This is a genomic window from Porticoccus sp. GXU_MW_L64 (assembly GCF_052983295.1).
Genome location: NZ_JBRKJK010000013.1, coordinates 28,165 through 54,891, shown reverse-complemented (window position 1 = coordinate 54,891; position 26,727 = coordinate 28,165). Strand labels below are relative to the sequence as shown.

Annotated in this window: 26 protein-coding genes; 16 read left to right on the top strand and 10 right to left on the bottom strand. The window is 55.1% G+C overall.

The genetic code is table 11. From position 1 onward, the window contains the following. The first annotated feature begins 17 nt into the window (after positions 1–17). From ACVBEJ_RS11655 to lpdA, 3 genes are all read left to right on the top strand, one after another. A complete protein-coding gene (locus tag ACVBEJ_RS11655) occupies positions 18–1,055 on the top strand; it encodes an alpha-ketoacid dehydrogenase subunit beta (protein WP_447129804.1) in 1,038 nt (345 codons plus the stop codon). 3 nt (positions 1,056–1,058) lie between these two features. Beyond that, on the top strand, positions 1,059–2,330 hold the full coding sequence (locus tag ACVBEJ_RS11650; protein WP_447129803.1) for a dihydrolipoamide acetyltransferase family protein: 1,272 nt from the start codon (positions 1,059–1,061) through the stop codon (positions 2,328–2,330). A gap of 121 nt (positions 2,331–2,451) precedes the next feature. Next, on the top strand, positions 2,452–3,873 hold the full coding sequence (lpdA, locus tag ACVBEJ_RS11645; protein WP_447129802.1) for a dihydrolipoyl dehydrogenase: 1,422 nt from the start codon (positions 2,452–2,454) through the stop codon (positions 3,871–3,873). 346 nt (positions 3,874–4,219) lie between these two features. On the opposite strand, the gene ACVBEJ_RS11640 is transcribed toward lpdA, so the two are convergent. Together ACVBEJ_RS11640 and ACVBEJ_RS11635 are read right to left on the bottom strand one after the other, a co-directional pair. Continuing rightward, on the bottom strand, positions 4,220–4,834 hold the full coding sequence (locus tag ACVBEJ_RS11640; protein WP_447129801.1) for a peroxiredoxin-like family protein: 615 nt from the start codon (positions 4,832–4,834) through the stop codon (positions 4,220–4,222). A 116-nt stretch (positions 4,835–4,950) separates the two neighbouring features. Then, a complete protein-coding gene (locus ACVBEJ_RS11635; RefSeq protein ID WP_447129800.1) occupies positions 4,951–5,406 on the bottom strand; it encodes an Lrp/AsnC family transcriptional regulator in 456 nt (151 codons plus the stop codon). A gap of 328 nt (positions 5,407–5,734) precedes the next feature. On the opposite strand from ACVBEJ_RS11635, the gene ACVBEJ_RS11630 reads away from it, so the two are divergent. From ACVBEJ_RS11630 to ACVBEJ_RS11615, 4 genes are all read left to right on the top strand, one after another. Further along, a complete protein-coding gene (locus tag ACVBEJ_RS11630; protein WP_447129799.1) occupies positions 5,735–7,408 on the top strand; it encodes an aminotransferase class V-fold PLP-dependent enzyme in 1,674 nt (557 codons plus the stop codon). 32 nt (positions 7,409–7,440) lie between these two features. Continuing rightward, positions 7,441–8,220 (top strand): sulfite exporter TauE/SafE family protein, encoded by a 780-nt coding sequence (locus ACVBEJ_RS11625; RefSeq protein WP_447129798.1) that lies wholly within the window; start codon positions 7,441–7,443, stop codon positions 8,218–8,220. A 29-nt stretch (positions 8,221–8,249) separates the two neighbouring features. Further along, the gene (locus ACVBEJ_RS11620) at positions 8,250–8,942 is read left to right on the top strand and encodes an MBL fold metallo-hydrolase (protein WP_447129797.1); all 693 of its coding nucleotides are present in this window, start codon (positions 8,250–8,252) and stop codon (positions 8,940–8,942) included. Between the two features lie 253 nt (positions 8,943–9,195). After that, the gene (locus ACVBEJ_RS11615; RefSeq protein WP_447129796.1) at positions 9,196–9,990 is read left to right on the top strand and encodes a TIGR00266 family protein; all 795 of its coding nucleotides are present in this window, start codon (positions 9,196–9,198) and stop codon (positions 9,988–9,990) included. A 22-nt stretch (positions 9,991–10,012) separates the two neighbouring features. On the opposite strand, the gene ACVBEJ_RS11610 is transcribed toward ACVBEJ_RS11615, so the two are convergent. Further along, positions 10,013–10,756 carry a type 1 glutamine amidotransferase gene (locus ACVBEJ_RS11610; RefSeq protein ID WP_447129795.1) on the bottom strand — a complete coding sequence of 248 codons (744 nt, stop codon included), beginning with the start codon at positions 10,754–10,756 and terminating at the stop codon, positions 10,013–10,015. A 136-nt stretch (positions 10,757–10,892) separates the two neighbouring features. On the opposite strand from ACVBEJ_RS11610, the gene ACVBEJ_RS11605 reads away from it, so the two are divergent. Continuing rightward, positions 10,893–11,456: a cytochrome b gene (locus ACVBEJ_RS11605; protein WP_447129794.1), complete on the top strand. Its 564-nt coding sequence runs from the start codon at positions 10,893–10,895 to the stop codon at positions 11,454–11,456. Positions 11,457–11,681: 225 nt separating this feature from the next. Here ACVBEJ_RS11605 and ACVBEJ_RS11600 read toward each other — a convergent pair whose 3' ends face one another. The 3 genes from ACVBEJ_RS11600 to ACVBEJ_RS11590 all read right to left on the bottom strand — a co-directional run bounded on the left by ACVBEJ_RS11600 (position 11,682) and on the right by ACVBEJ_RS11590 (position 14,980). Next, a complete protein-coding gene (locus ACVBEJ_RS11600) occupies positions 11,682–12,257 on the bottom strand; it encodes a DUF6151 family protein (RefSeq protein WP_447129793.1) in 576 nt (191 codons plus the stop codon). A 30-nt stretch (positions 12,258–12,287) separates the two neighbouring features. Then, complete coding sequence (locus ACVBEJ_RS11595) at positions 12,288–14,186, bottom strand: ATP-binding cassette domain-containing protein (RefSeq protein ID WP_447129792.1); 1,899 nt, start codon at positions 14,184–14,186, stop codon at positions 12,288–12,290. 74 nt (positions 14,187–14,260) lie between these two features. Beyond that, the gene (locus ACVBEJ_RS11590) at positions 14,261–14,980 is read right to left on the bottom strand and encodes a ComF family protein (protein ID WP_447129791.1); all 720 of its coding nucleotides are present in this window, start codon (positions 14,978–14,980) and stop codon (positions 14,261–14,263) included. Positions 14,981–15,134: 154 nt separating this feature from the next. Here ACVBEJ_RS11590 and bioB point away from each other — a divergent pair, with 154 nt between their 5' ends. The 8 genes from bioB (at position 15,135) to ACVBEJ_RS11550 (ending at position 22,838) form a co-directional block, all read left to right on the top strand. Next, positions 15,135–16,208, top strand: a complete 1,074-nt coding sequence (gene bioB / locus ACVBEJ_RS11585) for a biotin synthase BioB (protein ID WP_447129790.1) — start codon at positions 15,135–15,137, stop codon at positions 16,206–16,208. 207 nt (positions 16,209–16,415) lie between these two features. After that, entirely contained in the window at positions 16,416–17,579 is a 1,164-nt protein-coding gene (gene bioF / locus ACVBEJ_RS11580; protein ID WP_447129789.1) for an 8-amino-7-oxononanoate synthase, read from the top strand. A 196-nt stretch (positions 17,580–17,775) separates the two neighbouring features. Continuing rightward, the gene (bioC, locus tag ACVBEJ_RS11575; RefSeq protein ID WP_447129788.1) at positions 17,776–19,344 is read left to right on the top strand and encodes a malonyl-ACP O-methyltransferase BioC; all 1,569 of its coding nucleotides are present in this window, start codon (positions 17,776–17,778) and stop codon (positions 19,342–19,344) included. A gap of 38 nt (positions 19,345–19,382) precedes the next feature. Continuing rightward, a complete protein-coding gene (bioD, locus tag ACVBEJ_RS11570) occupies positions 19,383–20,075 on the top strand; it encodes a dethiobiotin synthase (protein ID WP_447129787.1) in 693 nt (230 codons plus the stop codon). A 30-nt stretch (positions 20,076–20,105) separates the two neighbouring features. Beyond that, on the top strand, positions 20,106–20,294 hold the full coding sequence (locus ACVBEJ_RS11565) for a DUF3094 family protein (protein ID WP_447129786.1): 189 nt from the start codon (positions 20,106–20,108) through the stop codon (positions 20,292–20,294). Positions 20,295–20,450: 156 nt separating this feature from the next. Continuing rightward, positions 20,451–21,263, top strand: coding sequence for a sterol desaturase family protein (locus ACVBEJ_RS11560; RefSeq protein WP_447129785.1), 813 nt, complete (start codon positions 20,451–20,453; stop codon positions 21,261–21,263). Next, on the top strand, positions 21,256–21,804 hold the full coding sequence (locus ACVBEJ_RS11555) for a rhodanese-like domain-containing protein (RefSeq protein ID WP_447129784.1): 549 nt from the start codon (positions 21,256–21,258) through the stop codon (positions 21,802–21,804). The genes ACVBEJ_RS11560 and ACVBEJ_RS11555 overlap by 8 nt, the downstream gene beginning before the upstream one ends. Positions 21,805–21,824: 20 nt before the next feature. Continuing rightward, entirely contained in the window at positions 21,825–22,838 is a 1,014-nt protein-coding gene (locus ACVBEJ_RS11550) for a hypothetical protein (protein ID WP_447129783.1), read from the top strand. A gap of 1 nt (position 22,839) precedes the next feature. On the opposite strand, the gene ACVBEJ_RS11545 is transcribed toward ACVBEJ_RS11550, so the two are convergent. From ACVBEJ_RS11545 to ACVBEJ_RS11530, 4 genes are all read right to left on the bottom strand, one after another. Beyond that, the gene (locus tag ACVBEJ_RS11545) at positions 22,840–24,297 is read right to left on the bottom strand and encodes a M48 family metalloprotease (protein ID WP_447129782.1); all 1,458 of its coding nucleotides are present in this window, start codon (positions 24,295–24,297) and stop codon (positions 22,840–22,842) included. Between the two features lie 11 nt (positions 24,298–24,308). Next, positions 24,309–24,983: a hypothetical protein gene (locus ACVBEJ_RS11540; RefSeq protein WP_447129781.1), complete on the bottom strand. Its 675-nt coding sequence runs from the start codon at positions 24,981–24,983 to the stop codon at positions 24,309–24,311. Further along, complete coding sequence (locus ACVBEJ_RS11535; RefSeq protein WP_447129780.1) at positions 24,980–25,627, bottom strand: hypothetical protein; 648 nt, start codon at positions 25,625–25,627, stop codon at positions 24,980–24,982. The genes ACVBEJ_RS11540 and ACVBEJ_RS11535 overlap by 4 nt, the downstream gene beginning before the upstream one ends. Positions 25,628–25,741: 114 nt before the next feature. After that, positions 25,742–26,719 (bottom strand): VWA domain-containing protein, encoded by a 978-nt coding sequence (locus ACVBEJ_RS11530; RefSeq protein ID WP_447129779.1) that lies wholly within the window; start codon positions 26,717–26,719, stop codon positions 25,742–25,744. Positions 26,720–26,727 lie beyond the last annotated feature (8 nt).

The following is a 26,727-nucleotide window of genomic DNA, read 5'->3' as shown; positions in this document are numbered from 1 at the left end:
GTTATGAGTAAGCTGTTATGAGTAAGAAAGTAGCTCAAATGAATATGATTCAGGCGCTCAACTCCGCCCAAGACAATCTGCTGGCAAAAGACCCCAACGTGATTATTTTTGGCGAAGACGTGGGCTATTTCGGCGGTGTGTTCCGGGTAACTGCCGGCTTGCAGGAAAAGTACGGCAAGCAGCGGGTATTCGACGCGCCCATTTCTGAAGGGGGCATTATTGCCACCGCCCTGGGTATGGGGGTGAACGGCCTGCGCCCGGTGGTGGAAATCCAGTTTTCCGATTACATCTACCCCGCCTTTGACCAGATTGCCTCGGAACTGGCCAAGCTGCGCTACCGCAGCAATGGCATGTTCAGTGCACCCGTCACCATCCGTACCCCCTGCGGCGGTGGTATTCGCGGCGGCCAGACGCATTCACAAAGCCCGGAAGCCATTTTCACCCATGTTGCGGGCCTGAAGGTGGTAATGCCCTCCAACCCCTACGATGCCAAAGGGCTGTTGATCGCCGCCATTGAAGACGACGACCCGGTGATCTTCTTCGAGCCCAAGCGCCTCTACAACGGCCCCTTTGATGGCGACCCGCACCGGGCTGCCATCGGCTGGAACACCCACCCCAAGGGCGAGGTGCCAGAAGACTATTACAGCCTGGAAATTGGCAAAGCCGAAGTGGTGCGCCCGGGAAATGCGCTGACCATTGTGACATACGGCACCATGGTGCATGTGGCGGAAGCGGCGATAAACGCTGCGGGCATTGATGCGGAAGTGATTGATCTGCGCACTCTGTTGCCGCTGGATATCGACACCATTGCCGAGTCGGTGAACAAAACCGGCCGCTGTGTGGTGGTGCACGAAGCCACCCGCACCAGCGGCTTTGGCGCCGAGCTTTCGGCGCAAATTCAGGAAGCCTGCTTCTGGCGCCTGGAAGCGCCCATCGAGCGGGTCACTGGCTGGGATACACCCTATCCTCACGCAATGGAGTGGGATTACTTCCCTGGCCAGCAGCGCATTCTCGATGCCGTCAATAAAACACTCGATAACAGCCAAGGGGGATAAAAGGTGGGCCAATTCGTATTCAAACTGCCGGACTTGGGAGAAGGCACCGTAGAGTCGGAAATCGTCGAGTGGCACGTTCAGCCCGGTGAAGTGGTGGTGCAGGACCAGCACATTGCCGATGTGATGACCGACAAAGCCACAGTGGAGCTCACCGCGCCGGTGGCCGGAGCTGTAGTTTCCCTGGCCGGTGCCGCTGGTGATGTTATCGCTGTTGGCTCCGAATTGATTCGCTTTGACGTGGAAGGCGAGGGCAATGCCGAGGCCGTGCAAGCGGCGCCGCTTGCATCACAACCGAAAGCCGATCCAGAGCCGAAAGCCGAGCCGCAACCAAAGGCCGAACCGGAACCGGAGCCGCTGCAGGAGCCAGCGCCGCAGCCGGTAATGGCTGAACTGCCATCGGTCACTGTCGCCAGTGGCGTATTGGCATCCCCCGCTGTGCGCCGCCGCGCTTTGGATGCGGATGTTGACCTGTCGGATGTTTCCGGCAGCGGGCCTGCTGGCCGCATTGAGCACAGCGATCTGGATGCTTTTATCGCCAACGGCGGCAATTCGGGTTCAGCTGTGGTGCGGCAAAAGAAAAACGCCACCACAGAAATTCCGGTGCGCGGCCTGCGCCGCATGATCGCCCAGAAAATGCAGCAGTCCAAGCGCCAGATTCCCCACTTTACTTACGTGGAGGAGGTGGACGTCACCGAGCTGGAAGCCCTGCGTCAACACATGAATGCCACCTGCAAAGACGGCCAGCCCAAGCTGACCCTGCTGGCGTACATCATGCAGGCGGTAACCAAAGCGATGGCGGAATTTCCGCAATTCAACGCCACCTTTGATGACACCAACAATATTATTACCCGTTACCAGGGCGTGCACCTGGGCGTTGCTGCGCAGACCGACGATGGCCTCAAGGTGCCGGTGGTCAAGCACGCCGAGGCGCTGGATGTCTGGGGCCTGGCCAACGAGATGACCCGTGTGGCACTGGCGGCAAAAAACAACACCGCCAGCAAAGACGAGCTCACCGGAGGCACCATCACCATTACCAGCCTCGGCCCGCTGGGTGGCCTGGTACACACCCCGGTTATCAACTACCCGGAAGTGGCCATTATCGGCACCAATAATATGGTGGAGCGGCCGGTGGTCAGGGATGGTGTCATTGTGGTGCGCAAGATGATGAACCTGTCCTCCTCTTTCGACCACCGAGTGATCGATGGCTACGACGCGGCGCAGATGATTCAACGGGTGAGGGCGTTGTTGGAGCATCCTGCCACGCTATTTATTTAATACATTGTCATCGCGAGCGTAGCGTGGCGATCTCGTGAAGCACGCCGTGAACTATGGAGATTGCCGCGTCGCCTGCGGCTCCTCGCAATGACGAGGTTCAATTGAAAGTCGGAAATTTTTTATGACAGATAAACCTCAAAAAAAACATTGCAAAGTCCTGGTGATCGGCGCCGGTCCCGGTGGTTACGTGGCCGCCATTCGCGCCGGTCAGCTGGGTCTGGACACCATTATTGTAGAGGCGGGCAATCCCGGCGGCACCTGTCTGAATGTGGGCTGTATTCCTTCCAAGGCAATGATTCATGCCGCCACCCGCTTTGAAGAACTCAGCAAACACGCCGACGGCGCTCATATGGGTATTTCAGTGGCCAGCGCGCCGCAACTGGATATGGCCGGTGTGGTTGAGTGGAAAGACGGCATTGTTAAGAAACTCACCAACGGCATCGGCCAGTTGCTGAAAAAAGCCAAGGTGGAGCGGGTACAGGGCTGGGCCACATTTCGCGATGGCAAAACCTGTGATGTACAGACAGAGGATGGCTCTGTCACTATTTCTGCCGAGCACGTGATTCTTGCCAACGGCTCCATTTCCACGGAACTGCCGTTTATGCCTTATGGTGGCAATGTCATTTCATCCACAGAGGCTTTGCAGCTCACCGAGGTGCCGCAAAACCTGGTGGTGGTTGGCGCCGGTTATATCGGCCTGGAAATGGGCATGGCCATGCGCAAACTGGGTTCCAGGGTGACTTTTGTGGAGGCGCTGGATCGCATTTTGCCCATCTACGACAAAGAAATGACCCGCCCCATCGAAATGTGGCTGAAAAAGCACAAGGTGGCAGTAAATCTGGGGGCCAAAGCCAAAGGCGTGATGGAAAAAGACGGCAACAGTTATTTGCAGTACGCCGATAAAGATGGCAATGATCAGGAAATTCTCGCGGATAAAATTCTCGTTACCGTGGGCCGCAAACCCAACACCCAGGGTTGGGGGCTGGAAAATATGTGCGTCGATATGGACGGCCCTTTTGTGAAGGTGGACAAGCAGTGTCGTACCTCAATGGCCCATGTGTGGGCCATTGGCGATTTGGTGGGTGAGCCCTTGCTCGCTCACAAGGCCTCGGCCCAGGGAGAGATGGTTGCCGAATTGATTGCCGGTCAGCGCCGTGTGTTTGACCCGGTGGCAATTCCCGCCGTGTGCTTTACCGAGCCGGAAATTTGCGGTGTGGGCCTGACCCCGGACGAAGCCAAAGCCGAGGGTGTCGAGGTGGTGACCGGCAAATTTCCTTTCGCCGCCAGCGGCCGCGCTCTGGCTATGGACGCCGGTTCTGACGGTGGCTTTGTGCGGGTAACAGCCCGCAAAGACAACCATGTGATTGTGGGAATTCACGCCGTGGGAGCCCACGTATCAGAACTGTCTGGCGAATTTGCCCTGGCCCTGGAAATGGGTGCGCGCCTGGAAGATGTCGCCGGTACCATCCACGTTCACCCAACGCTCACCGAAGGCACCTTTGAAGCGGCGCTGGCGGGACTGGGGCACGCGATTCATATTTGAGTTGCGGGTTTCGCGTTGGGTGTTGCGAGCAGTTTGTGCCAGGCGCTCCTGTCATTCTGAGCGCAGCGAAGAATCCCACACTGCGATGGAATAAAGAGGTCCTTCGCTGCGCTCCATTACTATCCGGTAAGCCCTGGACACTGTCATTGCGAGGAGCGAAGCGACGCGGCAATCCAGTGACTTCACGGTGAAGCCACTGGATTGCCGCGCTTCGCTCGCAATGACATTTTTCAAGTCCTCTGCCAACTGATGTGGCTCTATGACTTGCCCTGAATCACTTCACAAAGGCATTGTATTTTTTCTCCGGACAGCAATGCCGCTGCGCTCAGGATGGCGGGCCCGCTCGTTAGCGGCTTTTCTTCGCCGCTTTAATCAACTCCTCCGCCGATAGCCGCGTGCTGTAATCCGCATTGGCATAGCTGTATGTCACTTTGCCGTCTTTCAGAATAAACACCGCCGGTACCGGCAGTTCATGGTGAGTTTCGCCAGAGGCATTTTCCAGCATGGTGGCGATGCGCGGGCCGCGGCTGGCGTATTCTTTGGCTGCATCAAAGGCAATGCCAAAAGCGCGGGCACCCTCACCTTTGCTGTCGGACAGCAGTTGGTATTTGAGCGCTTCGCCCTCGGTGGTTTTTTTCAAACCCTCCGCCTTGTCCGGGCTGATGCCGACAATCTGGTAGCCCATGTCCAGCAGTTGTTGCTGGATACCTTGCAGCTCTCTCAAATGGCGATTGCAGTAGGGGCACCAGCCGCCGCGGTAGAAAACCGCAATGGTGGGTTTTTTCGCTATGGCGGTGATGGCAACCGCCTCGCCATCCAGGTTGCCCAAGGTGACAGCGGGGATATCTGCGCCCGCTTGCAGTGGCTGGATCTGCGCTGATGACTCTGCCGCAGGGCCGGCAAAGGCCTGGCTGACAAAGGTGAACAGCAGCGCGGTAAGTAAAGTGTTGAACAGTTTCATATGGTTCCCTCTCTGGCTTTTTAACAGACATGAAGCGGGAACAAGTGTAGGGCATACCCCGGATGGTTGTTTGTCATCCGGGGTAAAGAAATGTAAAACATTGGCGGTTGGCAGGGCTACAGGTGGTTGAGGGGCAGCTCTGTGGTGTGTTTGATGGTTTCCATCACAAAGCTGGAGCTGACATCGAACAGGTCGGCCTTGATCAGCTCCTGGTAGAGTTGGTCAAAGCCCGCCATATCGGTGACCACCGCGCGCACCAGATAATCCAGTTCGCCGCTCATGCGGTACACCTCAAGGATTTCGGCGATGCCGCTGACCACGTCCTTGAACTCCGCAAACCACGCCTGGTTATGGTGATTGGTGCGGATGGAGATAAACACCGACAGGCTCAAATTTAGCTTGTCCTGGTCGAGCAGGGCGACCCGGGATTTCACCACCCCTTCGCTTTCCAGCTTCTGAATACGCCGCCAGCAGGCGGTTTTTGACAGGGAAATGCGGTCGGCAATTTCCGCCACAGACAGGGTGGCGTCCCGTTGCAGGGTTTCCAGAATAGCTTTGTCAAATTTGTCCATATCAGGTGGCCTGTCTTCCCAAGAAGGTGAATTTGTTTTTAACAATTGCTGTTTTATTGAAACAGGGTTGCATATTTTGCCTGAAAAGCCTTTGTAAATCACTTGCTATTTTTTATGGATTTTTTGTACTACTCATGCAAGTTTTATCGGTTATATATTTCGTAAATTTAAATTATTTTAAATTAAATACACTTAAAGTATTTTATCTTGGAATTTTGTTTTCATGTATTGCAGTGGTGACTGGATTTAGAAACGAAATTCCGTGCTCTTTCCACTAAAATCGTTCCACTCAGTTTTAACATCTTTTTTATATTTGGGGTCACGGCACATGCAACAACTGATTGAATCCATTAACCGCGCGGTAATCGGTGAGCGTCAACAGATAGAAACCTCTTTCGGTATCAAGCCGCTGGTGTATGCGGATTACACCGCCTCTGGCCGTTCGCTGGATTTTATCGAAGACTTTATCCAGCAGCGGGTTCTGCCCTATTACGCCAATACCCACACGGAAACCTCCTACACCGGTATGCAGACCACGCTGTTGCGTGAGCAGGCACGCACTATTATCAAGCAGTCTTTGAACTGCAACGACGATGACCTGGTGATTTTCTCCGGCCCCGGGGCTACTGCTGCGGTGAACAAACTGATTGATATTCTCAACATGCGTTTGCCCGCCGACCTGAATGACAAACACCAGCTGCTGGCGCACATTCCCCAGGAGCAGCGCCCGGTTGTCTTTATTGGCCCCTACGAGCACCACTCCAACGAGTTGCCCTGGCGTGAAACCATCGCCGATGTGGTGGCCGTTCCGCTGAAAAGCAGTGGCGCCATGGATATGGATGCCCTGGAAAACGCCCTGCAAGAATACCGCGATCGCCCCCTGAAAATCGGCAGCTTTTCCGCCGCCTCCAACGTTACCGGCCTGAAAACCGATGTCGATGGCGTGGCGCGCCTGCTGCACAAGCACGGTGCTCTGTCTTTCTGGGACTACGCAGCGGCCTCTCCCTACGTGGGCATCGACATGAACGTGGCAGACGGCGCTCATAAAGACGCGGCATTTATTTCCCCTCACAAGTTTATCGGCGGTCCCGGCACGCCGGGTATTCTGGTGGTGAAGAAGTCGATTCTCTTCAACCGTGTGCCCGCTATTGTCGGCGGTGGTACCGTGAAGTATGTAACCCCGGAAGACCACCTCTACACCGATGACCTGGAGCGGCGTGAGGAAGGCGGCACCCCGGCGGTGGTGGAATCCATTCGCGCCGGTCTGGTGTTCCAGCTGCAGGCGGCGGTGGGTACCAAGAAGATCGAATGCCTCGAACACGGCTTTGTGACCCGCGCCATCGCTCGCTGGCGCAACCACCCCAATATTGACATTCTCGGTTGTGAGGATGCGGACCGGTTGTCCATTATCTCCCTGCAGTTGACCCACAACGGCAAGTACCTGCACTACGGTTTTGTGGTGGCTCTGCTCAACGACCTGTTTGGTATTCAGTCCCGCGGCGGTTGTTCCTGTGCTGGTCCCTACGGTCACGAACTGCTGGGTATGGATATGGCCTACAGCAAGGCGCTGGAAGCGGAGATGACCAAGGGGCTGATGGTGATTCGCCCCGGCTGGGTACGCATGAACTTCAACTACTTCATTGATGAAGATACTTTTGAATACCTGGTGCGCGCTGTGGAGCTGGTGGCAGAGCACGGCCATAAATTGATGCCGTATTACCGCTTTGATGACAGCCACGGCGTGTGGTTGTACCAGAACCGCCGCATGCCCATTTCCGTTAGCCTGGAAGACATCAGTTACCAGAGCGGCGAATTTTCCATACCTGATAACCGCTTGGGCAAAGAGGAACAGCCGCTGGCGCATTTCCTCGCCATGGCGGAGCAAGAGCTGCAAAAGACCGAGCGAGACGGCGAAACCTACACACTGGAATTGCCAGAGAGCGCTGAAAAACTGCGCTGGTTTGCCTTGCCCCAGGATGCTCTGGAAGCGGCTACCGCCTGAGCGACGCGGAGCAATCAGGTGGAAGTGTACAGTTGGAAGCATTAGTCGGCGCTGCGGTTGGCCTGGTGCTGGGGCTGACAGGAGCGGGCGGAGCCATTTTTGCCGTGCCGCTGTTTATGCTGTTGTTGAATTACAGCCCCAGCTACGCCACCGGTATTTCCCTGGGGGTGGTGGGCTTCAGTGCGCTGATTGGCGTGTTGGGGCGTTTGCGCCACAAGGTGATTTGTTGGCGCAGTGCCGGTGTGATGGTGGTTGGCGGTGCACTGTTTGCCCCCCTTGGACGCTGGCTGGCTGCCCAGCTGAATGAACGCCTGATTACCGTGAGCTTTTCACTGCTGGCGCTGTATGTGGCCATCAATATGGTGCAAAAGTCGCGCAGGGAAAAGCTGCAAAAGGCCAGGGGGCAAGACCTGGATCAGCCATCTGAGAGCGGTACTGCAAGGTCTTCCAGAGTTTGGTTGTTGCCGTTATGCGGTGCAGCCACGGGGCTGCTTTCCGGGATTTTTGGTGTCGGTGGCGGCTTTTTGATTGTGCCGGTTTTGACCCTGGTGGTGGGTCTGGATATCAAGCGCGCCATCGCCACATCGCTGCTGGTGATCAGTGTCATCAGCGCCGCGGGTTTTGTGTCCCACCTGTGGCTGCAACCGGCCCAGGATTGGCACGGCCTGTTGCCACTGGCTATTGGTGCGGTTGTCGGCATGGCGGTAGGGACCTTTCTGGTGCGCCGCATTTCCAGCAGCAACCTGCAAGAAATATTTGCCGCCTGCGTGGTCGGCCTGGTTTCAGTGACGCTGGTAAGAGAATTTATTTAATGCAAAAAAACACAGGGTAAACAATCGTTATGATACTTCGTCAACTTTTCGATTATTCCTCTTATACCTACACCTACCTGATCGGCGATGGTGGCAAGGCGGTGCTGATTGACCCGGTGCTGGAAAATATCGACCAATACCTGCGTCTGCTGGAGCAACTGGGCCTCGCTTTGGAAAGCACACTGGAAACCCATGTCCATGCGGATCATGTTACCGCTGCGGGCAGGCTGCGGGAAATCACCGGTTGTACTGTTATTCAGGGTGAAAAATCTGCGGCCAGGGGTATAGACCGCGTTGTAATTGACGGTGATGTAATTGCCGTTGGTGGTTTGGAATTAAAAGTGCTTTACACGCCAGGTCACACCGACGACTCCTACTGCTTCCTGCTGGAGCAGGGCGGCCAGAACTACCTGTTTACCGGCGACACCTTGTTTATTCGTGGAACCGGGCGCACGGATTTTCAGCACGGCGATTCACAGGCTCACTACGCCAGCATTTTTAACAAGCTGCTGACTCTGCCGGAAGACACCCTGGTGTACCCGGGCCACGACTACAACGGCATGACCGTCAGCACCATCGGTGAAGAAAAGCACTTTAACCCCCGCTTGCAGGTGGCCGATGCCCAGGCTTATGCGGAGATTATGGACAACCTCAACTTGCCCAACCCCAAGCTGATTGATATTGCGGTGCCCGCCAATATCGCATTGGGTTTGAACAGTTAAAAATATCAGCAATCCGCCCTAAAAGCCCAGGCACACCCCGGGGCACTTCTAAAAATGCACTATTCCCGCGATAGCGGCGTTGGCGTCGTACTCGAGTCCTCATGTATGCCTTATACACTGCGGGTCTGCGTGCGCCGCCGCCTTGCTCTCACGAAAATATCACTATTTTTAGAAGTGCCCCCCGGGCTTTTTTTGTGCCTGAATACCGGCTAAATTGCCGCTCAAACCCATTGCTTTAAAAAGGAGCGTTAGCATGCCGCAACATTGCCACGAAGTAGATTATGAAATTAAGGGCCACGATATTCAGCTGGTGGAGGTGGAGCTGGACCCTGGTGAAACAGTAATCGCCGAAGCCGGTGCCATGACCTACATGGAAGAAAGTATCGACTTCAAAACCAAAATGGGTGATGGCTCTGACCCGGACCAGGGCATCATGGGCAAGTTGTTCAGCGCCGGCAAGCGCATGCTCACCGGTGAGTCCATTTTTACCACCCACTTTACCAACCAGGGCTCCGGCAAAAAGCGGGTGGCGTTTTCCGCCCCTTACCCCGGCACTATTGTTGCCCTGGATATGGAGAAAGAAGGCGGCAAAATTATCTGCCAGAAAGACGCTTTTCTGGCGGCGGCACTGGGCACCAAAATCAGTATCACCTTTAACAAAAAGCTGGGGGCCGGATTCTTTGGTGGCGAGGGTTTTATCCTGCAAAAAATCGAAGGCGACGGTATGGCCTTTGTGCACGCCGGTGGTACTTTGATTCGCAAAGATTTGAACAACGAAACCCTACGGGTGGACACCGGCTGTCTGGTGGCGTTTTCCCAAGGTATTGATTACAGCATTGAACGGGCTGGTAATCTGAAATCCATGATCTTTGGCGGTGAAGGTTTGTTTTTAGCTACCCTGAAAGGCACTGGCAGCGTGTGGGTACAAAGCCTGCCGTTCTCCCGCTTGGCAGACCGTATTATCGAAAGCGCACCCAGGCATGGCGGTTCCGATAAGGGTGAAGGTTCGGTGTTGGGGGGTGTGGGACGGATGATTGATGGGTCGTAGTTAAAGTTGCTCGTAGCTGTTTTTAGCGTGAACTCAACCGATGCTGCTTATTCACCGCAGGCAGTAGATCGATAAACGCCTCAAACACTTTTTCCGCCAGTTGTTTTGAGCGCGGCAGGGCACTGAGATTTTGCTGGCGGATGTTCTCTGCCGCCCCCGGTGCCAGCTTCGCCAGGTCGCATTGGTGTTGGGATACGGTGAGCCAGCGTTCGATGACGGATTCGCAGGCTTCCAGGTGAAACTGCAGTCCGTAGGTGCAGTGGCCCACCCGAAAAGCCTGGTTGGGGCACAGCTCGCCACGGATGAGCGGGGTGGCGTCAGTGGGCAGATCGAAGGTGTGGCCGTGCCACTGGAAAATCTGTTCGGTTCCCCAAAAGTGTTTTGCCAACGAATCGTCTGCCGCCTGCCCGGTAGCCTGTACCGGGTGCCAGCCAATTTCTAGCGCTTTTGCCGGGTAGACATTTGCTCCCAGGGCGCTGGCAATCAATTGCGCTCCCAGGCAGATCCCCAGAATGGGAATCTGCCGTTCCATGGCCTGTAAAATGGCACGCTTTTCCAGTTCCAGATGGGGGTATGCTGCCTCCTGGCCAATGTTCATGGAGCCGCCCAGTACGATCAGTGCGGCGTAGTTGTCCAGGGCCGGTATGGTGGCATCGTCGCGAGCAAAATTGACGTAGCGAATGCGGTGTTTGTGGCGGCGCAGCATGGGGTCGAGCAACCCCAGGGGTTCGTAAGGTACGTGCTGAAAGACCAGAATTTTTGCCATAGACGGATAGTACCATTAACCCCGGGTTGGCTGCGCCAGCGCGCCCGTTGACTGTTTTTGCGTTTTGAGTAAACCTTGTCAGTGCTCGTACAGTAAGTCAGCACAGCAAGTCAGCACAACAATAAAGGTGTCAGGCATGAACGGCGATACTCAGCAAAAACTCAGCACAACCTCCATCTCACTGCACTGGATTGTGGCCATATTGATGATCGGCCTGTTGGCCACCGGCATTTATATGGAGCAAACCAGTACCTACGCCCTGTACCCCTGGCACAAATCCTTCGGTGTGATCATCGCGGTATTTGTGGTGGTGCGCATTCTGTGGCGCATCAAACAGGGCTGGCCACAACAGGTGGGTAGCTACACCGCCATAGAAGTTTTTTTGGCAAGCCTGGTGCACTGGCTGTTGATCGTCGGCACTTTGCTGATGCCTGTTTCCGGTTTTTTAATGTCCGCTATGGGCGGCCATGGGGTAGAGGTATTTGGCTGGACGCTGTTCCATCACAACCCGGACCCCAACAACCCAGACCAAACAGCGCCCATTAACGCGGCTGTCGCTGGCGCGGCGCACTCTATGCACTGGATAGCCGGTTACTGCATTATTGGCGCTCTGGTGTTGCATGTGGCGGGAGCGATAAAACACCACGCGGTCGATAAGGATGGAACCCTGCGGCGTATGCTGGGCAAATCTGTATATTAAGGGCACTTCTAAAAATGCACTATTTCCGCGATAGCGGCGTTGGCGTCGTACTCGAGTCCTCATGTATCCCATATACACTGCGGGTCTGCGTGCGCCGCCGCCTTGCTCTCACGGAAATATCGCTATTTTTAGAAGCGCCCTTAAACCGGCAACTTGATAGGTTGCGTTTAATAATGCGGCACAGGGATGTGCTGCCGCTGGCATAGCCAGCGCGAGTTAATAGCGTTAATCAGCCTGATAGCATTTAGCCGGTTTGCACACCGGCTTTCCCTGTTCCGTAAAAAACGGGCTCGGTGTCTGCCGCCCCAATAACTTGCCCCAAAGCATCTGGCGCATAATTCGGCGAATTAATTTGCCGGGGAATTTGGGGTGTACCACCGGGTGTGGTGGCGTGCCAATGGCGTGCTGGCCCTGCACATAAAAGCGCACGCCTCCCAGACTGGTTCGATCTGCTTCTGTGGCAATAAAACTGGTGATCATGCCCACCAGAGGCATGCCGGCGGCAAAGGTGTTGGCCACCGGTGAATTGCAGCAGGCGGTGTGCCAGCGCAGCGGGCCGTTGGGAGTGAGCTTCAGGCAGCGCAGTTGGTCGTGACCCTGGTGGATCACCAGATTGCAAGGGGGCAGTTGAAATATAGAGGAGCCGCCATTGTTATCCAGCAGCGCTTGCTGCCCTAATTCCTTCATAAAGCGCTGGCAATCGCTGCAGTAGCACACCAGATGATTGCCGGTTTTGGCTGACACATTGCGGGCGGTGCCTTTTACTTCACCGCACTGGCAGGAGAGGGATAATTCGCTCATGGTGTGCTCCTTGTTGATCTCTCAGGCAGCTTAAACCATATCCTCTAATTCCGCCCAGCGTTCAACAGCGGCTTCCAGTTCTGTTTGTGTTTTGGTCAGTTTATCCAACACCGGTTGTGTTATGTCGTGGGGCTGGCTGTAGAAGTCGGCGTTGGATGTTTGCTCGGTCAGTTGTTCAACCTGTGCTTCCAGCGCTTCGATTTTTTCTGGCAGCTGGTTCAGTTCCAGTTGGAACTTGTAAGGCAGCTTTTTCTTTTTTGGCGCTTGTTTGGCGTTTGGTGTGGTTGTGGGTGCTGGCGCAGCAGGCGATTCAACGGCGGCTTTTTTATTGAGAGAGGGCAGTGGCTTGCCGCGCTTGCTCCAGTGTTGATAGCCGCCCACGTATTCATTGATGATGCCGTTGCCTTCAAATACCAGGCAACTGGTGACCACGTTATCGAGAAATTCCCGGTCGTGGCTCACCAGTAAAATAGTGCCGTCGAATTGCAACAGAATTTCTTCCAGTAATTCCAGGGTTTCCATATCCAGGTCGTTGGTGGGTTCGTCCAACACCAATACATTGGCGGGTTTGCTGAACAGGCGGGCGAGGATCAGCCGGTTTTGTTCGCCGCCGGAGAGGGATTTTACCGGCTGGCGGCAGCGATCCGGTGTGAATAAAAAGTCTTGCAAATAACTGATTACGTGGCGGTCTTTGCCGTTGATAGTGATAAATTCCCGGCCTTCCGCCAAATTGTCGATCACGGTTTTTTCGCCGTCCAGTTGATTGCGCAACTGGTCGAAATAGGCGACTTCCAGTTTGGTGCCCAATTTTACCGAACCGCTGTCCGGCGCTTCCTCGCCCAGCAACATTCTCAGCAGAGTGGTTTTGCCCATGCCGTTGGCGCCGATAAAGCCGATGCGATCGCCGCGCAGAATTTTCAGGGAAAAGTTGTTGGCAATGGCCTGACCATCGTAGCTTTTACTCAGGCCCTTGGCTTCGGCAACCACTTTGCCGGATTGCCCGGCGCTTTCCATACCAAAGCTGGCGTTGCCCTGGCGGTCGCGCCGCTCGGCTCGTTCGCTGCGCATTTTTTCCAGGTCGCGCACCCGGCCTTCGTTGCGGGTGCGGCGGGCTTTGATGCCCTGGCGAATCCACACTTCCTCTTGTGCCAGTTTTTTGTCAAACAATTCGTTGGCCCGTTGTTCGGCGGCCAATTGCTGTTCCTGGAATGTTAAAAAACCCTGGTAATCGCCATCCCAGCAGCGCAGCTTGCCCCGGTCAATTTCGATAATGGAGGTGGCCATGCGTTGCAAAAAAGCTCGGTCGTGGGTAATCACCAGCAGCGCGCCGCGAAAACTTTCCAGCTGCTTTTCCAGCCACTGAATGGTGGGAATGTCCAAGTGGTTAGTGGGTTCGTCCAGCAATAAGATATCCGGTTCGCTCACCAGCGCTCGCGCCAGTGCCACCCGGCGACGCCAACCGCCGGAGAGCGTTTTCATGGGGGTGTCGGCGGGCAATTCCAGGTTGTCCAGTACGGTGTCGATTCTCTGGCCAAACAGCCAGCCGTCCCGGGCTTCAATCTGCTCCTGTACCCGCGCCAGTTTTTTCAGGCTGGCGTCGTCCTGGGCTTGCGATGAGAAATAGTGAAACTGCTTCAGTAACTCCCCCAGCTCCGCCAAACCGGATGCCACCACATCGTAAACGGTGGCGTTATCGGCGGCGGGCAGTTCCTGGTTGAGATAGCTGACCGCCGTGCCGGGGCGCAACCAGAATTCGCCGCTGTCGGCGCTAATCTGGCCGTCCAGCAATTTCATAAAAGTGGATTTGCCCGCGCCATTGCGACCCAGTATGCCGATGCGCTGGCCTTTGTGGATGGTCAGATTTTCGTTGTCCAGCAGAATGTGGTTGCCAAAGGCGAGGGAAATGTCGGTCAGTTGCAGCAGGGGCATAATGGTATTGGCGTATGCGGGTGAATTGGCAGGCGCGCATTATTCCACAAAATGCCCCTCTATACCCTCGCCAGCTATTCGCCCGGTGGCGGAGTACGCGCCAGGCACCACAGGTCCACTCTGGCCGCTCCATGGTTGTTCAAAAGAGCCGTGATCGCCCGCGCCGTACTGCCTGTGGTCATAACATCATCTATCAATGCAACGTGCATGCCGCCTACGTCCCGCCGGAGTTCAAACTGGCTGCGCAGGTTTTGCTGCCGTTGCTTGCGCGGTAGGTTGTGCTGCGCTGGAGTGTGATGGCGTTTGCGCAGATGCCGGTAGCTGCTGGCAATGCCCAGTTGCAAAGACAGTTGACGGCACAGGTCGTAGCTTTGGTTAAAGCCCCTGATTATTTGCGCGCGCCAGTGCATAGGCACCGGCAACAGCAATTGTGGCAGAGGGGGTTCCCCATTCAGATTAATCGCTTTGGCCAGCAATTCTGCCAATACCCGGCCCGCCGCTAAATTGGCGTTGTGTTTATAGCGGGTGACAAGTTGTTTTATCGGCGGGCGATATTCAAAGGCGGCGATGCACTGCTGCCAGGGCGGTGGCGACTGCAGGCATTCGCCACAGACACCGTTGCTGGCCAACGGTAGTGCGCAATGAGTGCAATGCGTGCCTAACCAGGGCAAGTCCACCTGGCAGTCGGTGCACAGTGGCAGGGAGGACGTTAGCGGGCAATGGCACAGCAGGCATTGGTTAGGCAGCAGCTTGCGGAAATGGTGCAGCAGGTGGGCTTGAAGATGTCTTTGCATGGCAATCGTTCCGTGATTTTTATTGCATCTATATACCGTTTTTTGTTTGTGTAAATCAATGTATGTACTCGCTACATCTCCACCGTTAACCTTGTATCGCTCGCTGGGTTAACAGATAATTCCGGGCCTACGTATCAATCCGCGAGAGTGCCCCATGAGTGCCAGCCCCATTGCCAGTTTTGACCACGACAAGGTTCGCCATGACTGGACCCGCCAGCAAGTTCTGGATTTATTTAACCTGCCGTTTAACGACCTGATGTTCCAGGCTCAGGTAGTGCACCGTGCGCACTTTAACCCCAACGAAGTGCAGCTGAGTACGCTGCTGTCCATCAAAACCGGCGCTTGCCCGGAAGATTGCAAATACTGCCCCCAGAGCGTGCGTTACGACACCGGCCTGGAACGGGAAAAGTTGATGGAGGTGGATAAGGTGGTGGAGCAGGCGAAGCTGGCCAAGGCGTCTGGTGCCTCCCGTTTTTGCATGGGTGCCGCCTGGCGCTCCCCAAAGGCCAAAGATTTGCGCGTGGTAACGGAGATGGTCAAAGGGGTCAAGGCACTGGGTATGGAAACCTGCATGACCCTGGGGATGCTCAGCGATGAGCAGGCCAAAGAACTGGCGGACGCTGGCCTCGATTACTACAACCACAATCTGGATACCTCGCCGGAATACTACGGCGACATTATTACCACCCGCACTTATCAGGATCGGCTGGACACTCTGGCCAATGTGCGCGATGCCGGTATGAAGGTGTGTGCCGGTGGCATTGTCGGCATGGGCGAGGGCCAGAAAGACCGTGCCGGGCTGCTGATGCAGCTGGCTAATTTGCCTCATCACCCGGAATCCGTGCCCATCAATATGCTGGTGAAGGTGGCTGGCACGCCCATGGAAAACGAAGCTGACCTGGACGACTTCGAATTTCTGCGCACCATCGCTGTAGCCCGCATCATGATGCCCAAATCCCATGTGCGCCTTTCCGCTGGCCGGGAAGCCATGAACGAGCAAATGCAGTCTATGGCGTTTATGGCCGGAGCCAACTCCATCTTCTACTGCGACAAACTGCTTACCACCCCCAATCCCAAAGCCAACAAGGATATGGAGCTGTTCGAAAAATTGGGCATCAAGCCGGAAGAATACCGGGTAGAGCGGGACAGCGAGGAAGAGGCTGCGCAGCTGCATCAGGCTATTACCGATGCGGAAAACGACAAGTATTTCTACGATGCGGCGAAATAATTTGGCGTCGCACGTCGCACGTCGCACGTCGCACGCTAAAACCAAGCACTTTGTAGGCCGGGCTTTAGCCCGTCAAACCTGTGTACTACGTAGTGGTAATGTTGACGGTCTGAAGATCGACCTACAACGTCGTGTCCAAAGCGTGCGATGTGCGACGTGCGACGTGCAGCCTCTGGCAGATAACTCTCGCACTAATCGGGCTCACCAATGCCCCTAGACAGCGCCTTAACCCCCGCCCTGCAACAACGCAAAGCGGCCCATCTTTACCGTCAGCGTTATCAACTGCAATCCGCCGCCGGGCCGGAGGTGATTGTGGACGGACAGCCCTGCCTGGGATTTTGCAGCAACGATTATCTGGGCCTGGCCAATCACCCTGAGGTGGTGGCGGCGCTGCAAAAAAGCGCTGCTGAATACGGCGTTGGCAGTGGGGCTTCCCATCTGATTTACGGCCATTCCAGCGAACATCATGCTCTTGAAGAAGAATTGTCCGCCTTTACCGGGCGGCCCCGCGCGCTGCTGTTTTCCACCGGTTATATGGCCAATATGGGCACCATAGCGGCGCTCACTGATCGCGGTGATACTGTGCTGGAAGACCGCCTCAATCACGCTTCCTTGCTGGATGGTGGGCTGTTGAGTCGCGCAGACTTTCAGCGCTATCGGGACAACCATGATCTGGAAAAGCGCCTGAGCAAACGGCACAGCGGTGGCAAGTTGGTGGTTACCGATGGTGTGTTCAGTATGGATGGCAATATCGCCAAGATGCCGGAGTTGGCGGCGATTTGTGGCAAACATAATGCCTGGCTGATGGTGGATGATGCCCACGGCTTTGGCGTGCTGGGTCAAAACGGCGGCGGCTGCGCCGAGCATTTTGGTTTAAACCCTGAGCAATTGCCCATTCTGGTGGGCACGCTGGGTAAAGGCTTCGGCACTTTTGGCGCTTTTGTGGCAGGTAGTGAGGCATTGATCGAAACCCTGATTCAGTTCGCCCGCCCCTATATTTTTACCACCGCCATGCCACCGGCGGTGGCGGCGGCTACCCGAGCCAGTTTGCGGTTGCTGCAAACGGAAAACTGGCGGCGTGAAAAACTGCAAAAACTGATCGTCCGCTTTCGCAACGGCGCCCGGCAAATTGGTTTGCAGTTGATGGATTCTCAAACACCGATTCAACCGCTGTTGTTGAACGACGATGCGCTCACCGCCCAAGTTGGTCAGCAGTTGCGCGACCGGGGCATTCTGGTGGGGGCTATTCGTCCACCCACGGTGCCCAAAGGCACTGGCCGGTTGCGCATTACCCTGAGCGCCGAACACAACGAACAGCAAGTGGATCGGCTGCTGCAACAGCTGGATGAAATTTTAAACCTGAATCCGTAACTTCAGAGTGAGTGCAGAGTGCAAGATATTGATTTCACAGTGGAATTAAAAAATCTTAGCTTCACCCATCGGTTAAGTGGGTATTTTTTAAGCCGCTGTGGGATCAAGAGCTTGTGCTGTGCGCCACTCTGTAGTCACGGATTCAGGTTAAATACATCGTCACCGCGAGCGCAGCGTGGCGACCCAGTGGTTTGATATGACAGAAGCGGTTTTACAACTCACCACCCCACCCTTGCACCTCACCCACCTGCCGGGCCCGGAGACAGAAGTGCCATTGGTGTTACTCCACGGTTGGGGGGCCGGCAGCGGTATTTTTGCCGAATTTGCTCAAAGCCTTGCTCAACAGCGCCCGGTTGTTCTGGTGGACTTGCCGGGGTTTGGTAACAGCCAGCAATGGTTGCAAATGGGGTTGGACGACTTGCTGGAAACACTGGCGAACCAATTGCCGCCCCAGTGCCATCTGTTGGGCTGGTCTTTGGGGGGTATGCTGGCGACCGCCTTTTGTGCCCGCTTCCCGGAGCGTGTGGGTAAATTAATCACCCTGGCCAGCAACGCCCGTTTTGTGGCCAGCGACCACTGGCGGAAGGGGATGGAGGCGGATACTTTCCAGCAATTCTGCCAATTCTTTGAGCAATCCCCGCAGGCCTGCCTGAAACAGTTTTTCGGCTTGCAATCTCAGGGCGACAGCCAACAGCGACAGCTACTAAAGGCCCTGCGGCCCTTCACTCAGGTGGCTACAAACGATAATTGGCGACAAGCGCTGGGGTTGTTGGGGCAGCTGGATAACCGCGATGCAGTGGCTGCGTTATCCTCGCCGGGTCTGCATTTATTTGGCGAACATGACGCTCTGGTGCCTGTGGCTGCCGCTGCCGACATCAGCGCGCTCAATTCCGGGCAACAAATCATGGTGATTGAGGGAGCGGGCCATGCCATGCATGCGTCAGTGCCACAGCGAGTGCTTGCAACGATAGAGTTGTTTTTGTCCGCTGGCCGCCTCAATAAACAGCAGGTGGCGGATTCTTTCAGTCGCGCCGCCAACAGCTATGACGCCGCTGCCGAGTTGCAGCGCAAGGTGGCTGACAGGGTGGTGGCACTGATTCCTGAAAGCATGGCCCCGCAGCATACCCTGGATGTGGGTTGTGGCACCGGTTACCTGTATTCGGCAGTGCGTCAGCAGTTTCCGCAAACGCAGTTGACCGCGCTCGACCTGGCCCCCGGCATGCTGGAATACGCCCAGAACTACCGCCCCCAGGCGGACCGCTGGTTGTGCGGCGATGCAGAGGCGCTGCCATTGCCGGACAACAGTGTTGACTTGGTAGTGTCTAGCCTGTCCTACCAGTGGTGCGAACAACCCCGGCACTGGGGTGCTGAATTACAGCGGGTACTTAAACCCGGCGGCGTGGCGGTGTTTAGCACCTTTGCTCCCGGCACTCTCGGCGAATTGCAACAAGCCTGGCAAGCGGTGGATGACTGTGTTCACGTTAATCACTTTGTGCCCCTGTGTGAACTGCAACAACAGTTACAGGCCGCCGGATTGCAGTGCCAGCTGACCACGGAAACCCTGTGCCCCCGTTATGAAAATTTGCAAACCCTGATGCGTGAGCTAAAAGATATCGGCGCTCACAACATCAATCAGGGACGCCCCAGTGGGCTTACCGGCCGTCAGCGCATGCGTGCTCTGGTGGATGCCTACGAACAGTTTCGCGACAACCAGGGCCGTCTGCCTGCCACCTATCAAGTGGTGTATGGGGTGGTGCGTAAATGATTTGTCATCCTGAGCGCAGCGAAGGGTGGCCGTGAGGAATGATGAAAAAAACCGTCTTTATCACCGGCACTGACACCGATGTGGGCAAAACCCTGGTGGCTGCCGGATTGTTGCACGCTGCCAATGCAAAAGGCTTGACGACAGCGGCCATCAAACCGGTGGCGGCGGGTTGTGAGCAGGCTGAGAATGGCTTGCGCAACAGCGATGCCCTGATACTGCAACAAGCGACCACAGTGGAGTTGCCCTATCAGCAAATCAACCCGGTGGCGTTGCAACCGGCCATTGCCCCCCATATCGCCGCTGAAGAAGCGGGGCAGCGCTTGCAGGCAAGCCGCATTGCCGGCTTTTGTCGCGGGGTATTGATGCAGGGGGCTGAGTTTACTGTTATTGAAGGTGCCGGTGGCTGGCGGGTGCCGCTGAATCAGCGGGAAACCTTTGCCGATATTGCCAAACAGCTGCAAACTCCGGTCGTGCTGGTCGTGGCCATGAAACTGGGTTGTATTAATCACGCCCTGCTAACGGCGGAAGCCATTCACCGCGATGGACTGCCCCTTGCGGGGTGGGTGGCCAATCGGGTGGAGCCGCACATGAGCCGCTTTGAAGAAAATCTGGCTACCCTGCAATCGTTACTACCCGCGCCTTTGCTGGGAGTGGTGCCATACCTGGAAAACCCTGATCCGCAACAGGCGGCAATTCATTTGGATATTGAGCCGTTGTTGTCGGCCAGCTAGACTGCCACGGATTATTACAGGAATACATTGATGCGCAGCGAAGACGAACTTTACCCGGAGGACCTGGAGCGGGTACGCAAAGTGACCACCAGTGGCGTGCACTCTGTAAAACGCCAACCGTTCCGCTTCTGGCGGCTACTGTTGGCGGTGTGGCTGGTGATTTTATTTATGAGCGGCATGGCCTGGTTGGTGGCCACGCAGGTTGGGATATTGGTGTAACAGCCTGTTAATTTTGAATGACGATCTGGGAGTTTGTCCTGTACAGCAATGTATCGGCATATAAGTGCATTTTTGGGAAATTATTTAATCAAAGTTATCAAGAACCGGTGCCAGCCAAGTATGTCTATAGTTCAGCCTCTGAAAAAATAGTCAGCTATGAACTTTTTGGAAACACATGAAGCACTGATACGGGTAAGCATTTTCGCTGGCGTATTTATTCTAATGGCTTCTCTGGAAGCCTTGTTTCCCAGAAAACAACGGGTGTTGCCCAGGGCTGGCCGCTGGTTTACCAACTGGGGGCTGGTGATAGTTGATGCTTGGGTGCTGCGGGTTGTTTTTCCACTTTTGGCAGTGGGGGTGGCGATTTTTGCTTCGCAACAGGGTTGGGGATTATTCAATATTCTGACTTTGCCCCTGTGGTTGGAAATAACCCTCTCGGTGGTAATTCTGGATGTGTTGATCTACGCCCAGCATGTGTTGTCTCACAAAGTGCCTTTGCTGTGGCGGTTGCATAAGGTACATCATGTGGACAGGGATATTGATGTCACCACTGGTGCCCGTTTTCATCCGCTGGAAATCGTATTTTCCATGGCTTACAAAATGCTCTGTGTGTTGCTGGTGGGTCCGGCGGCAGTGGCGGTGATTTTGTTTGAGGTTATTTTAAACGGCGCCGCCATGTTCAATCACGCCAATGTACGTTTGCCGAAAAAGCTGGACGGGTTGTTGCGCAAGGTGGTTGTTACCCCGGATATGCACCGGGTTCACCACTCGGTCATTGTCAGCGAGACGGACAGTAATTACGGTTTTTTTCTGTCGGTTTGGGATCGCTGGTTTGGTACTTATGTCGATCAGCCTCGCGATGGTCACAACGGTATGTCCATCGGCCTGTCCGCTTATCAGGATACTCGCCCGGCTTCTCTGTGGTGGAGTTTGTTGTTGCCGTTCAAGTCGGTGCGGCGCAATGACTAAACGCCGCTGGCCCCAGGTGTTATCGATTTCCGTTGTGTTTGCGGGGTTGATTGTTGTTGTATTGCTAACAAATAAACCTCGGCTGCAGGAAATTCACCAGACTGTTTTGGCTGACTACGAAAACGTCAATCACATCTCCGTCGGGCAATTGAACGACTCGAAACGCGATAATTTGATGATTTTTGATGTGCGCGAAGACAGTGAATTTTTGGTGAGTCATATGGACGGTGCAATCCTGGTGGAGCCGGGGATTTCTGCTGAAGAATTTATGAATCAGTACGGCGATCAGATAGTGGGGAAAACCGTTGTATTCTATTGCTCAGTAGGGCGGCGTTCATCGGCGCTGGCGTCACGGTTGGCAGCGGAATTGCCGGAATCCAGCAAGGCTTTTAACCTTATCGGTGGTTTGTTCCAATGGCACAACGAGGGAGGGAAATTGATGGATATGGAAGGCGAAACTACCAATGCCATTCACCCCTATAACCGTTATTGGGGGCAGTTGATCAACGATAAAAGCGCGATTCAATATTCGGATAAATAAAAATTTAGGGAATTGTAAATATGTATGCAAAGTTAAGAGTTTTGGTGGTTACTTTTATTATCTCTTGCTCTGCTTGTGCAGAAAATAGTGAGAAATCTGATTTAACCGGCTATGAAAAAATAACGCTGCAGCTATTGCTCTCGAATAGCTTGGATAACTTTCGGCTTGGATTGAGAAATGTCATACATAATCATGCTGACAGAAGGCCTTTGCAGGATGTTGTTGCATATATTTTTACAGAATATAAATCCGGCGAACGAACGTTTCACAAAGATACCTATGCATTGATTGTTCGCACTCTTGGTGAAAGTGAGTCAAAGAGGTATGAACAGCTGATAGCACCGGCTGCTGAACACAGCGAAGACAAGGTCAAAAAGTACGCTCGCAATGCGTTGCGTAAACTCAAGCGTAATGAGCCGGTTTTTGTGGCCGATAGCAGTTGGCGGGATTTGGCCCAGGAGCTTGTTTCGTCGTCAGCCAGTGAAGCATCAATTCGGTTGAGTGATATTCAGCGGAAAACTCATGTGAACGATGTGGCGAGTAAAATAGGTCTTCCAGACAGGGTTGGGATTACATTACTCAGTAAGCACAGACCCTTTGTTGGCTCAATTCGTCAACCATTCTTAACGTTGATTTATGAAAATCAGGGGCGTGTTGTATTTAACTGGCTTGGAGGAGAATGGCTGGTTCATCGTGTGGAGCCAGCGCGCCATTACGAAAAAACCACCGGGGAAACTGCTGAGGATATTCGGTCTGGCAGCGGGCATTATTTGCGCATCCTGGCTCGCCAGATGTACGAAACGAGAGAGAATGATCCGGCAAAAATCGCATTAATAATTGAGCGTATGCGTCGTGATATAAGCACAAAAGACCGCAACCTGGTGGATGCTTTTGCCTGGTTTTGCAAGACTATCGGCAGAACAGGGGAGGAGCAGTATCGAGATTTTCTGCTTGAAGTGGCGAAAAAGGCGCACTCGGGAAAATTGCGTCGACACGCCAAATCGTCAGAAAAGTTGCTTGAGAGCGCTCCTTAAGCTAACGAATAACCTTTATCCACTCCCCGGGCTTGGGCTCTCCCCTCGACGGGTAGCCATTGATGATTCGCAATTCCTGTTCGCCAAATTGCCCCAGCTTTAAAAACTGCGACAGTTTTCTGAAAGTGACCCCGTCCTTGGCTTTTACGTAGCTGATGGTTTTGGTTTTTCCCGCTGCCAAGGCACGGGTTGAGATGGCCCGAAAGCTGCTGATGACCCTGTTAAAGTGGTCTTCGCCTTGTTCGGCGTCTCCACCTTCCAGTACGTCGCCGCGGAACACAACTGCGTAGCGACTGTGGTAGATCACGGCAATGCGCTGTTCTTTGCCGTCGGCGGTGGTGACATAACCACGGCTGCCGTTGAGTCTTGCCTGGGTGAAATCTTCGGCTTTTTTCAGGGTTTCACCCAGTTTGTTTTTGATGTACAGGCGCGGTGTGTCGCGGGTGCGCGCCTGCACGTCGATGGTCATGCGGTAGTGTTGGTCGGCGTCGTTACCGGTGTAGCGGTTGTTTGTGGCAACAAATTGCCAGCCATCCGGGTGGTCAAACTGGAACTTGAGTTTTTCGTCTCTGACGCGGTTTTTACGCGGTGGCGGGGCGCGAAAGTTGGTGCCCCAAGGCAAGCCGTTGGTGGCGATTCGGAACGGGGTGATATTGGCATCCGCATCCAGCCCCTGCGACAGCTTGCCCGCCTCGGCCACCACTTCCAGCAGGCGCTTGTCGTTGCGCGGGTGGGTGGCAAACAGGCCGTGATATACCTGCACTTGCTGGCCGGTTTCGCGGGCTTTGCGCTTTTCCAGGTTCTCGTTGTCTTTGAGCAGCGAGATCACTTCGATCATGGCGGTGGGCGGGTAGCCGGCGTTGTAGAGAAATTTGGCCCCCAGCTGATCCGCTTCCAGTTCCATATCGCGACCGTAGCCGCGCACTACAGTTTGGCCCCACAGGGAGCTGGCCTCTGCCACATCGCCACTGCCGGTGAGCACACCGAGAATGCCGGAAACAATATTGCTGGTGTTATTGATTCTGTTCTGGCGGGCGGCGTGCCTGGCGGTAATGTGACCCACTTCGTGAGCCAGCACCGCCGCCAATTGCGCTTCGCTGGTCATGTAGGTGATCAGGCCACGGTTGATGTACACGTAGCCGCCGGGAGTGGCAAAGGCATTGATGTTGGGGCTGTCGATAATGGTAAATACGTATTCTTCGTCGGGGCGGTCACTGGCGGCGACAATGCGCTTGCCCACTTTGTTGACGTAATCCACCAGTTTGGGCTCTTCGTAAACTGCGGATTCGGTGGTGGTCTGGTCGTAGATTTCCTTGCCGATGCGAGCGTCTTTCTTCGACCAGGCGTGAGCTGAAACGGAAACAGCCAGCGCACCAATAGCGAGCAGTGCAGTTAGCGTGCGACGTGCAACGTGCGACGTGCGACTATTCAGATTCGAAGTGATTTTCTTTCTGCTCACGACATTACCTGCTATTCACCGTCAAAGAAGGTCGCCAGCTGATTGCCCATGCCCTCGCAGGCTTCTGACTGTACCTGGGCAATAAATGGCACCGGGGCCACCACTGCAATCATGTAGGAGGTGCCTTCGGTGTCCACCCGTACCCGGCCCTTTTCTTCCATTTCCTGAATGTCCCAGATAATGGCCTCGTAGGAGGACAGGCGATCCCAGCTGGCAAAGCCAAAACAGCCGCCACCTGCCGGGCTGATGGTGCAACTCAGGGAGCCGCTGCTGTCGGTGGTTTCGGTGTTGCCATCTACCCACACCATGTAACGCACGCCCATGGCGGCGATCTGGTTGGCGATGGCCTGGTCATCCATCAGCCGTTCCATGCGGCGCAACTTCAGGGGCGCTGTGCGGGGTTCAAACCAGGGATAAAGCTGGTTGAGGAAGTTTTGTTCGTTTACCACATCCACCGTCAGCTTGCGGTTCAGGCGCTTGCCAATGCAACTGATCAAGCCCGGTTCGGTTTCGTGATCGCCCAGGTGTCGCCGCCCCAGAATCACCATGGACTCGTTGTCGTTGAGGCTGATATCGCGTACCCCGGCATCGCGGTATTCATCGATGGTAGTGGTGGTGGAGCAGGCGCCGAGGGCAAGGGTCGCTGCGGCGAAGGCCAGTGTGTAAAGTCTGGATGTATAGCTCATGGCTGTTCCTCCACGGTGGTTTGGGTGTGCGGCTCGGTCGCCGGGGTGTCGCTGGCGGCGGGCGGTTGCCGTTTGCGGGCGGCCTGGCGTATCAGCCAGCCCTGTACTTCCGGCACTCGCACAAAGCCTGTGGTCATGCGGGCCCCGGCGTCGCGCAGGGCGACCACGCTGGCCAGGTTGAGCGACCGGGCGCGGGATTTGAGAGTGGCTGTGGGGGTTTTGCCGTAACAGGTCATCAGCCAGTCGGCGATGGAGCTGCCATCGCCGTCGTACACCTGCATGTTGTATTTGATCCACACTTCGTAGACTTTCAGGCGGTTGTCTTTGGGAGTGGCGATTTGAATTTCTTCCACATTGGGCACGATCACCAGGTCTATATCTTCGCTAGCGGCCTCGCGGGATTCCAGCAGTGTGCTGTTGGCGAACATGCCGTCAAACAGGTTGTCGTACATGCGTATCTGGGCGTCCCCCAGTTTGATTTCGATGTTGTCTCGGGTGAAGACGTAATTGCTGAACGTGTCATCAAACACCACGCCAACGTTGTAGGGTATGGGTTTGGCCAGCGGGGTGGGGTAGTCGCCGCTAACGGTGACGTTGGTGGAGCAGGCGGTCAGCAGCAAGGCGCTGGCTGCAAAAAGTGGCATGAGCCAATTTTTATGTATGTTTGTTGCCATTACTGTTATTCCCGTAGGGTTACACCGACCTGTTTTGGTGGATTACGCTTACGCTAATCCACCCTACATATATGGGCAAGGACTTTAATTAAGGCCATTCAGCCCCACAAAGGTTCCGCCGTTGCGATAGCTCATCTCCCGCATCAGGTTGGCGAAGCGTACCGCTGATCCCGGTACGCCGTTGCCCAGCATGTGTACCGGAAAGCCCACGCAGTGAATACGCACCAGGCGTTTGCCGCTGCGCTCGGCGTTGAGGCGGTCTACCACGTCCAGCACCCGGCGCACCGACTGGCCCTGGTAGTCGTCACCGAATACGTAGATGCTGATTTTTTTATCGCGGTCGTAAAACGAGCGGATGGCTCTTTGAATGCCTTCCACCGGGCTGGAATTACTGAATGGAGTCCAAGTATTCAGCCGTTGCACAATGGCGCGGCGGCGGGTGGGGGTGTCTTCAATCCAGCGGTTTTTGAAGCTGGAAAACATGTAGCCTCCCTGGTCGTTCATTACCTGGATGCCCTTCACCTGCGGGTAAATGTCGAGAATGTTGATCATCTCCCGGCGCACTCGCGCCCAGGCAGTTTGCATACTGCCGGAGGTGTCCACCACAAAAATCACGTATTCGCTGTCCACCGGAATGCCGCCCACGGTGTCGTCGGTGCGCTTGTGGTCGGCCCCCAGCAGGCGCTCCATTTCTTCGGTAAGAATCTGCAGTGCCAGAGTCAGTTCTTCTTCCTCGGTAGTGTCCACTTGAGCGACGGCCTTGCGCTGTTTTTCCACACTGGCCAGCTGTTCTTGCAGGCGGGCGATTTTCAACTGCAGGTTGGACAGCTGTTCCTCCCGGGAGCGTAACTGGCGGTTGAGAACGGTGGTCTCGCCACGGATTTCAAACAGTTCTTTTTGCAAATCCTTGAACGAGCCATCCAGATCAATGGATTCTTCAAACGCAGTGCTCTCCACGGTTTTGGCGATCAGCAACAACAGTACAATCGCGCCAAAGCCACAGCTGATCACATCCAGAAAGGAGATGTTCATTTCGGCGACGGAATTGCGTTTCTTTTTCACTTTTCGTC

What these genes read in the sequence shown, in the direction of transcription:
- ACVBEJ_RS11655 (WP_447129804.1), top strand. Translation starts at nt 18, where the DNA reads ATGAGTAAGAAAGTAGCTCAAATGAATATGATTCAGGCGCTCAACTCC.
- lpdA (WP_447129802.1), top strand. Translation starts at nt 2,452, where the DNA reads ATGACAGATAAACCTCAAAAAAAACATTGCAAAGTCCTGGTGATCGGC.
- ACVBEJ_RS11640 (WP_447129801.1), bottom strand. Translation starts at nt 4,834, where the DNA reads ATGAAACTGTTCAACACTTTACTTACCGCGCTGCTGTTCACCTTTGTC.
- ACVBEJ_RS11635 (WP_447129800.1), bottom strand. Translation starts at nt 5,406, where the DNA reads ATGGACAAATTTGACAAAGCTATTCTGGAAACCCTGCAACGGGACGCC.
- ACVBEJ_RS11630 (WP_447129799.1), top strand. Translation starts at nt 5,735, where the DNA reads ATGCAACAACTGATTGAATCCATTAACCGCGCGGTAATCGGTGAGCGT.
- ACVBEJ_RS11620 (WP_447129797.1), top strand. Translation starts at nt 8,250, where the DNA reads ATGATACTTCGTCAACTTTTCGATTATTCCTCTTATACCTACACCTAC.
- ACVBEJ_RS11615 (WP_447129796.1), top strand. Translation starts at nt 9,196, where the DNA reads ATGCCGCAACATTGCCACGAAGTAGATTATGAAATTAAGGGCCACGAT.
- ACVBEJ_RS11610 (WP_447129795.1), bottom strand. Translation starts at nt 10,756, where the DNA reads ATGGCAAAAATTCTGGTCTTTCAGCACGTACCTTACGAACCCCTGGGG.
- ACVBEJ_RS11605 (WP_447129794.1), top strand. Translation starts at nt 10,893, where the DNA reads ATGAACGGCGATACTCAGCAAAAACTCAGCACAACCTCCATCTCACTG.
- ACVBEJ_RS11600 (WP_447129793.1), bottom strand. Translation starts at nt 12,257, where the DNA reads ATGAGCGAATTATCCCTCTCCTGCCAGTGCGGTGAAGTAAAAGGCACC.
- ACVBEJ_RS11595 (WP_447129792.1), bottom strand. Translation starts at nt 14,186, where the DNA reads ATGCCCCTGCTGCAACTGACCGACATTTCCCTCGCCTTTGGCAACCAC.
- ACVBEJ_RS11590 (WP_447129791.1), bottom strand. Translation starts at nt 14,980, where the DNA reads ATGCAAAGACATCTTCAAGCCCACCTGCTGCACCATTTCCGCAAGCTG.
- bioB (WP_447129790.1), top strand. Translation starts at nt 15,135, where the DNA reads ATGAGTGCCAGCCCCATTGCCAGTTTTGACCACGACAAGGTTCGCCAT.
- bioF (WP_447129789.1), top strand. Translation starts at nt 16,416, where the DNA reads ATGCCCCTAGACAGCGCCTTAACCCCCGCCCTGCAACAACGCAAAGCG.
- bioC (WP_447129788.1), top strand. Translation starts at nt 17,776, where the DNA reads ATGACAGAAGCGGTTTTACAACTCACCACCCCACCCTTGCACCTCACC.
- bioD (WP_447129787.1), top strand. Translation starts at nt 19,383, where the DNA reads ATGATGAAAAAAACCGTCTTTATCACCGGCACTGACACCGATGTGGGC.
- ACVBEJ_RS11565 (WP_447129786.1), top strand. Translation starts at nt 20,106, where the DNA reads ATGCGCAGCGAAGACGAACTTTACCCGGAGGACCTGGAGCGGGTACGC.
- ACVBEJ_RS11560 (WP_447129785.1), top strand. Translation starts at nt 20,451, where the DNA reads ATGAACTTTTTGGAAACACATGAAGCACTGATACGGGTAAGCATTTTC.
- ACVBEJ_RS11555 (WP_447129784.1), top strand. Translation starts at nt 21,256, where the DNA reads ATGACTAAACGCCGCTGGCCCCAGGTGTTATCGATTTCCGTTGTGTTT.
- ACVBEJ_RS11550 (WP_447129783.1), top strand. Translation starts at nt 21,825, where the DNA reads ATGTATGCAAAGTTAAGAGTTTTGGTGGTTACTTTTATTATCTCTTGC.
- ACVBEJ_RS11540 (WP_447129781.1), bottom strand. Translation starts at nt 24,983, where the DNA reads ATGAGCTATACATCCAGACTTTACACACTGGCCTTCGCCGCAGCGACC.
- ACVBEJ_RS11535 (WP_447129780.1), bottom strand. Translation starts at nt 25,627, where the DNA reads ATGCCACTTTTTGCAGCCAGCGCCTTGCTGCTGACCGCCTGCTCCACC.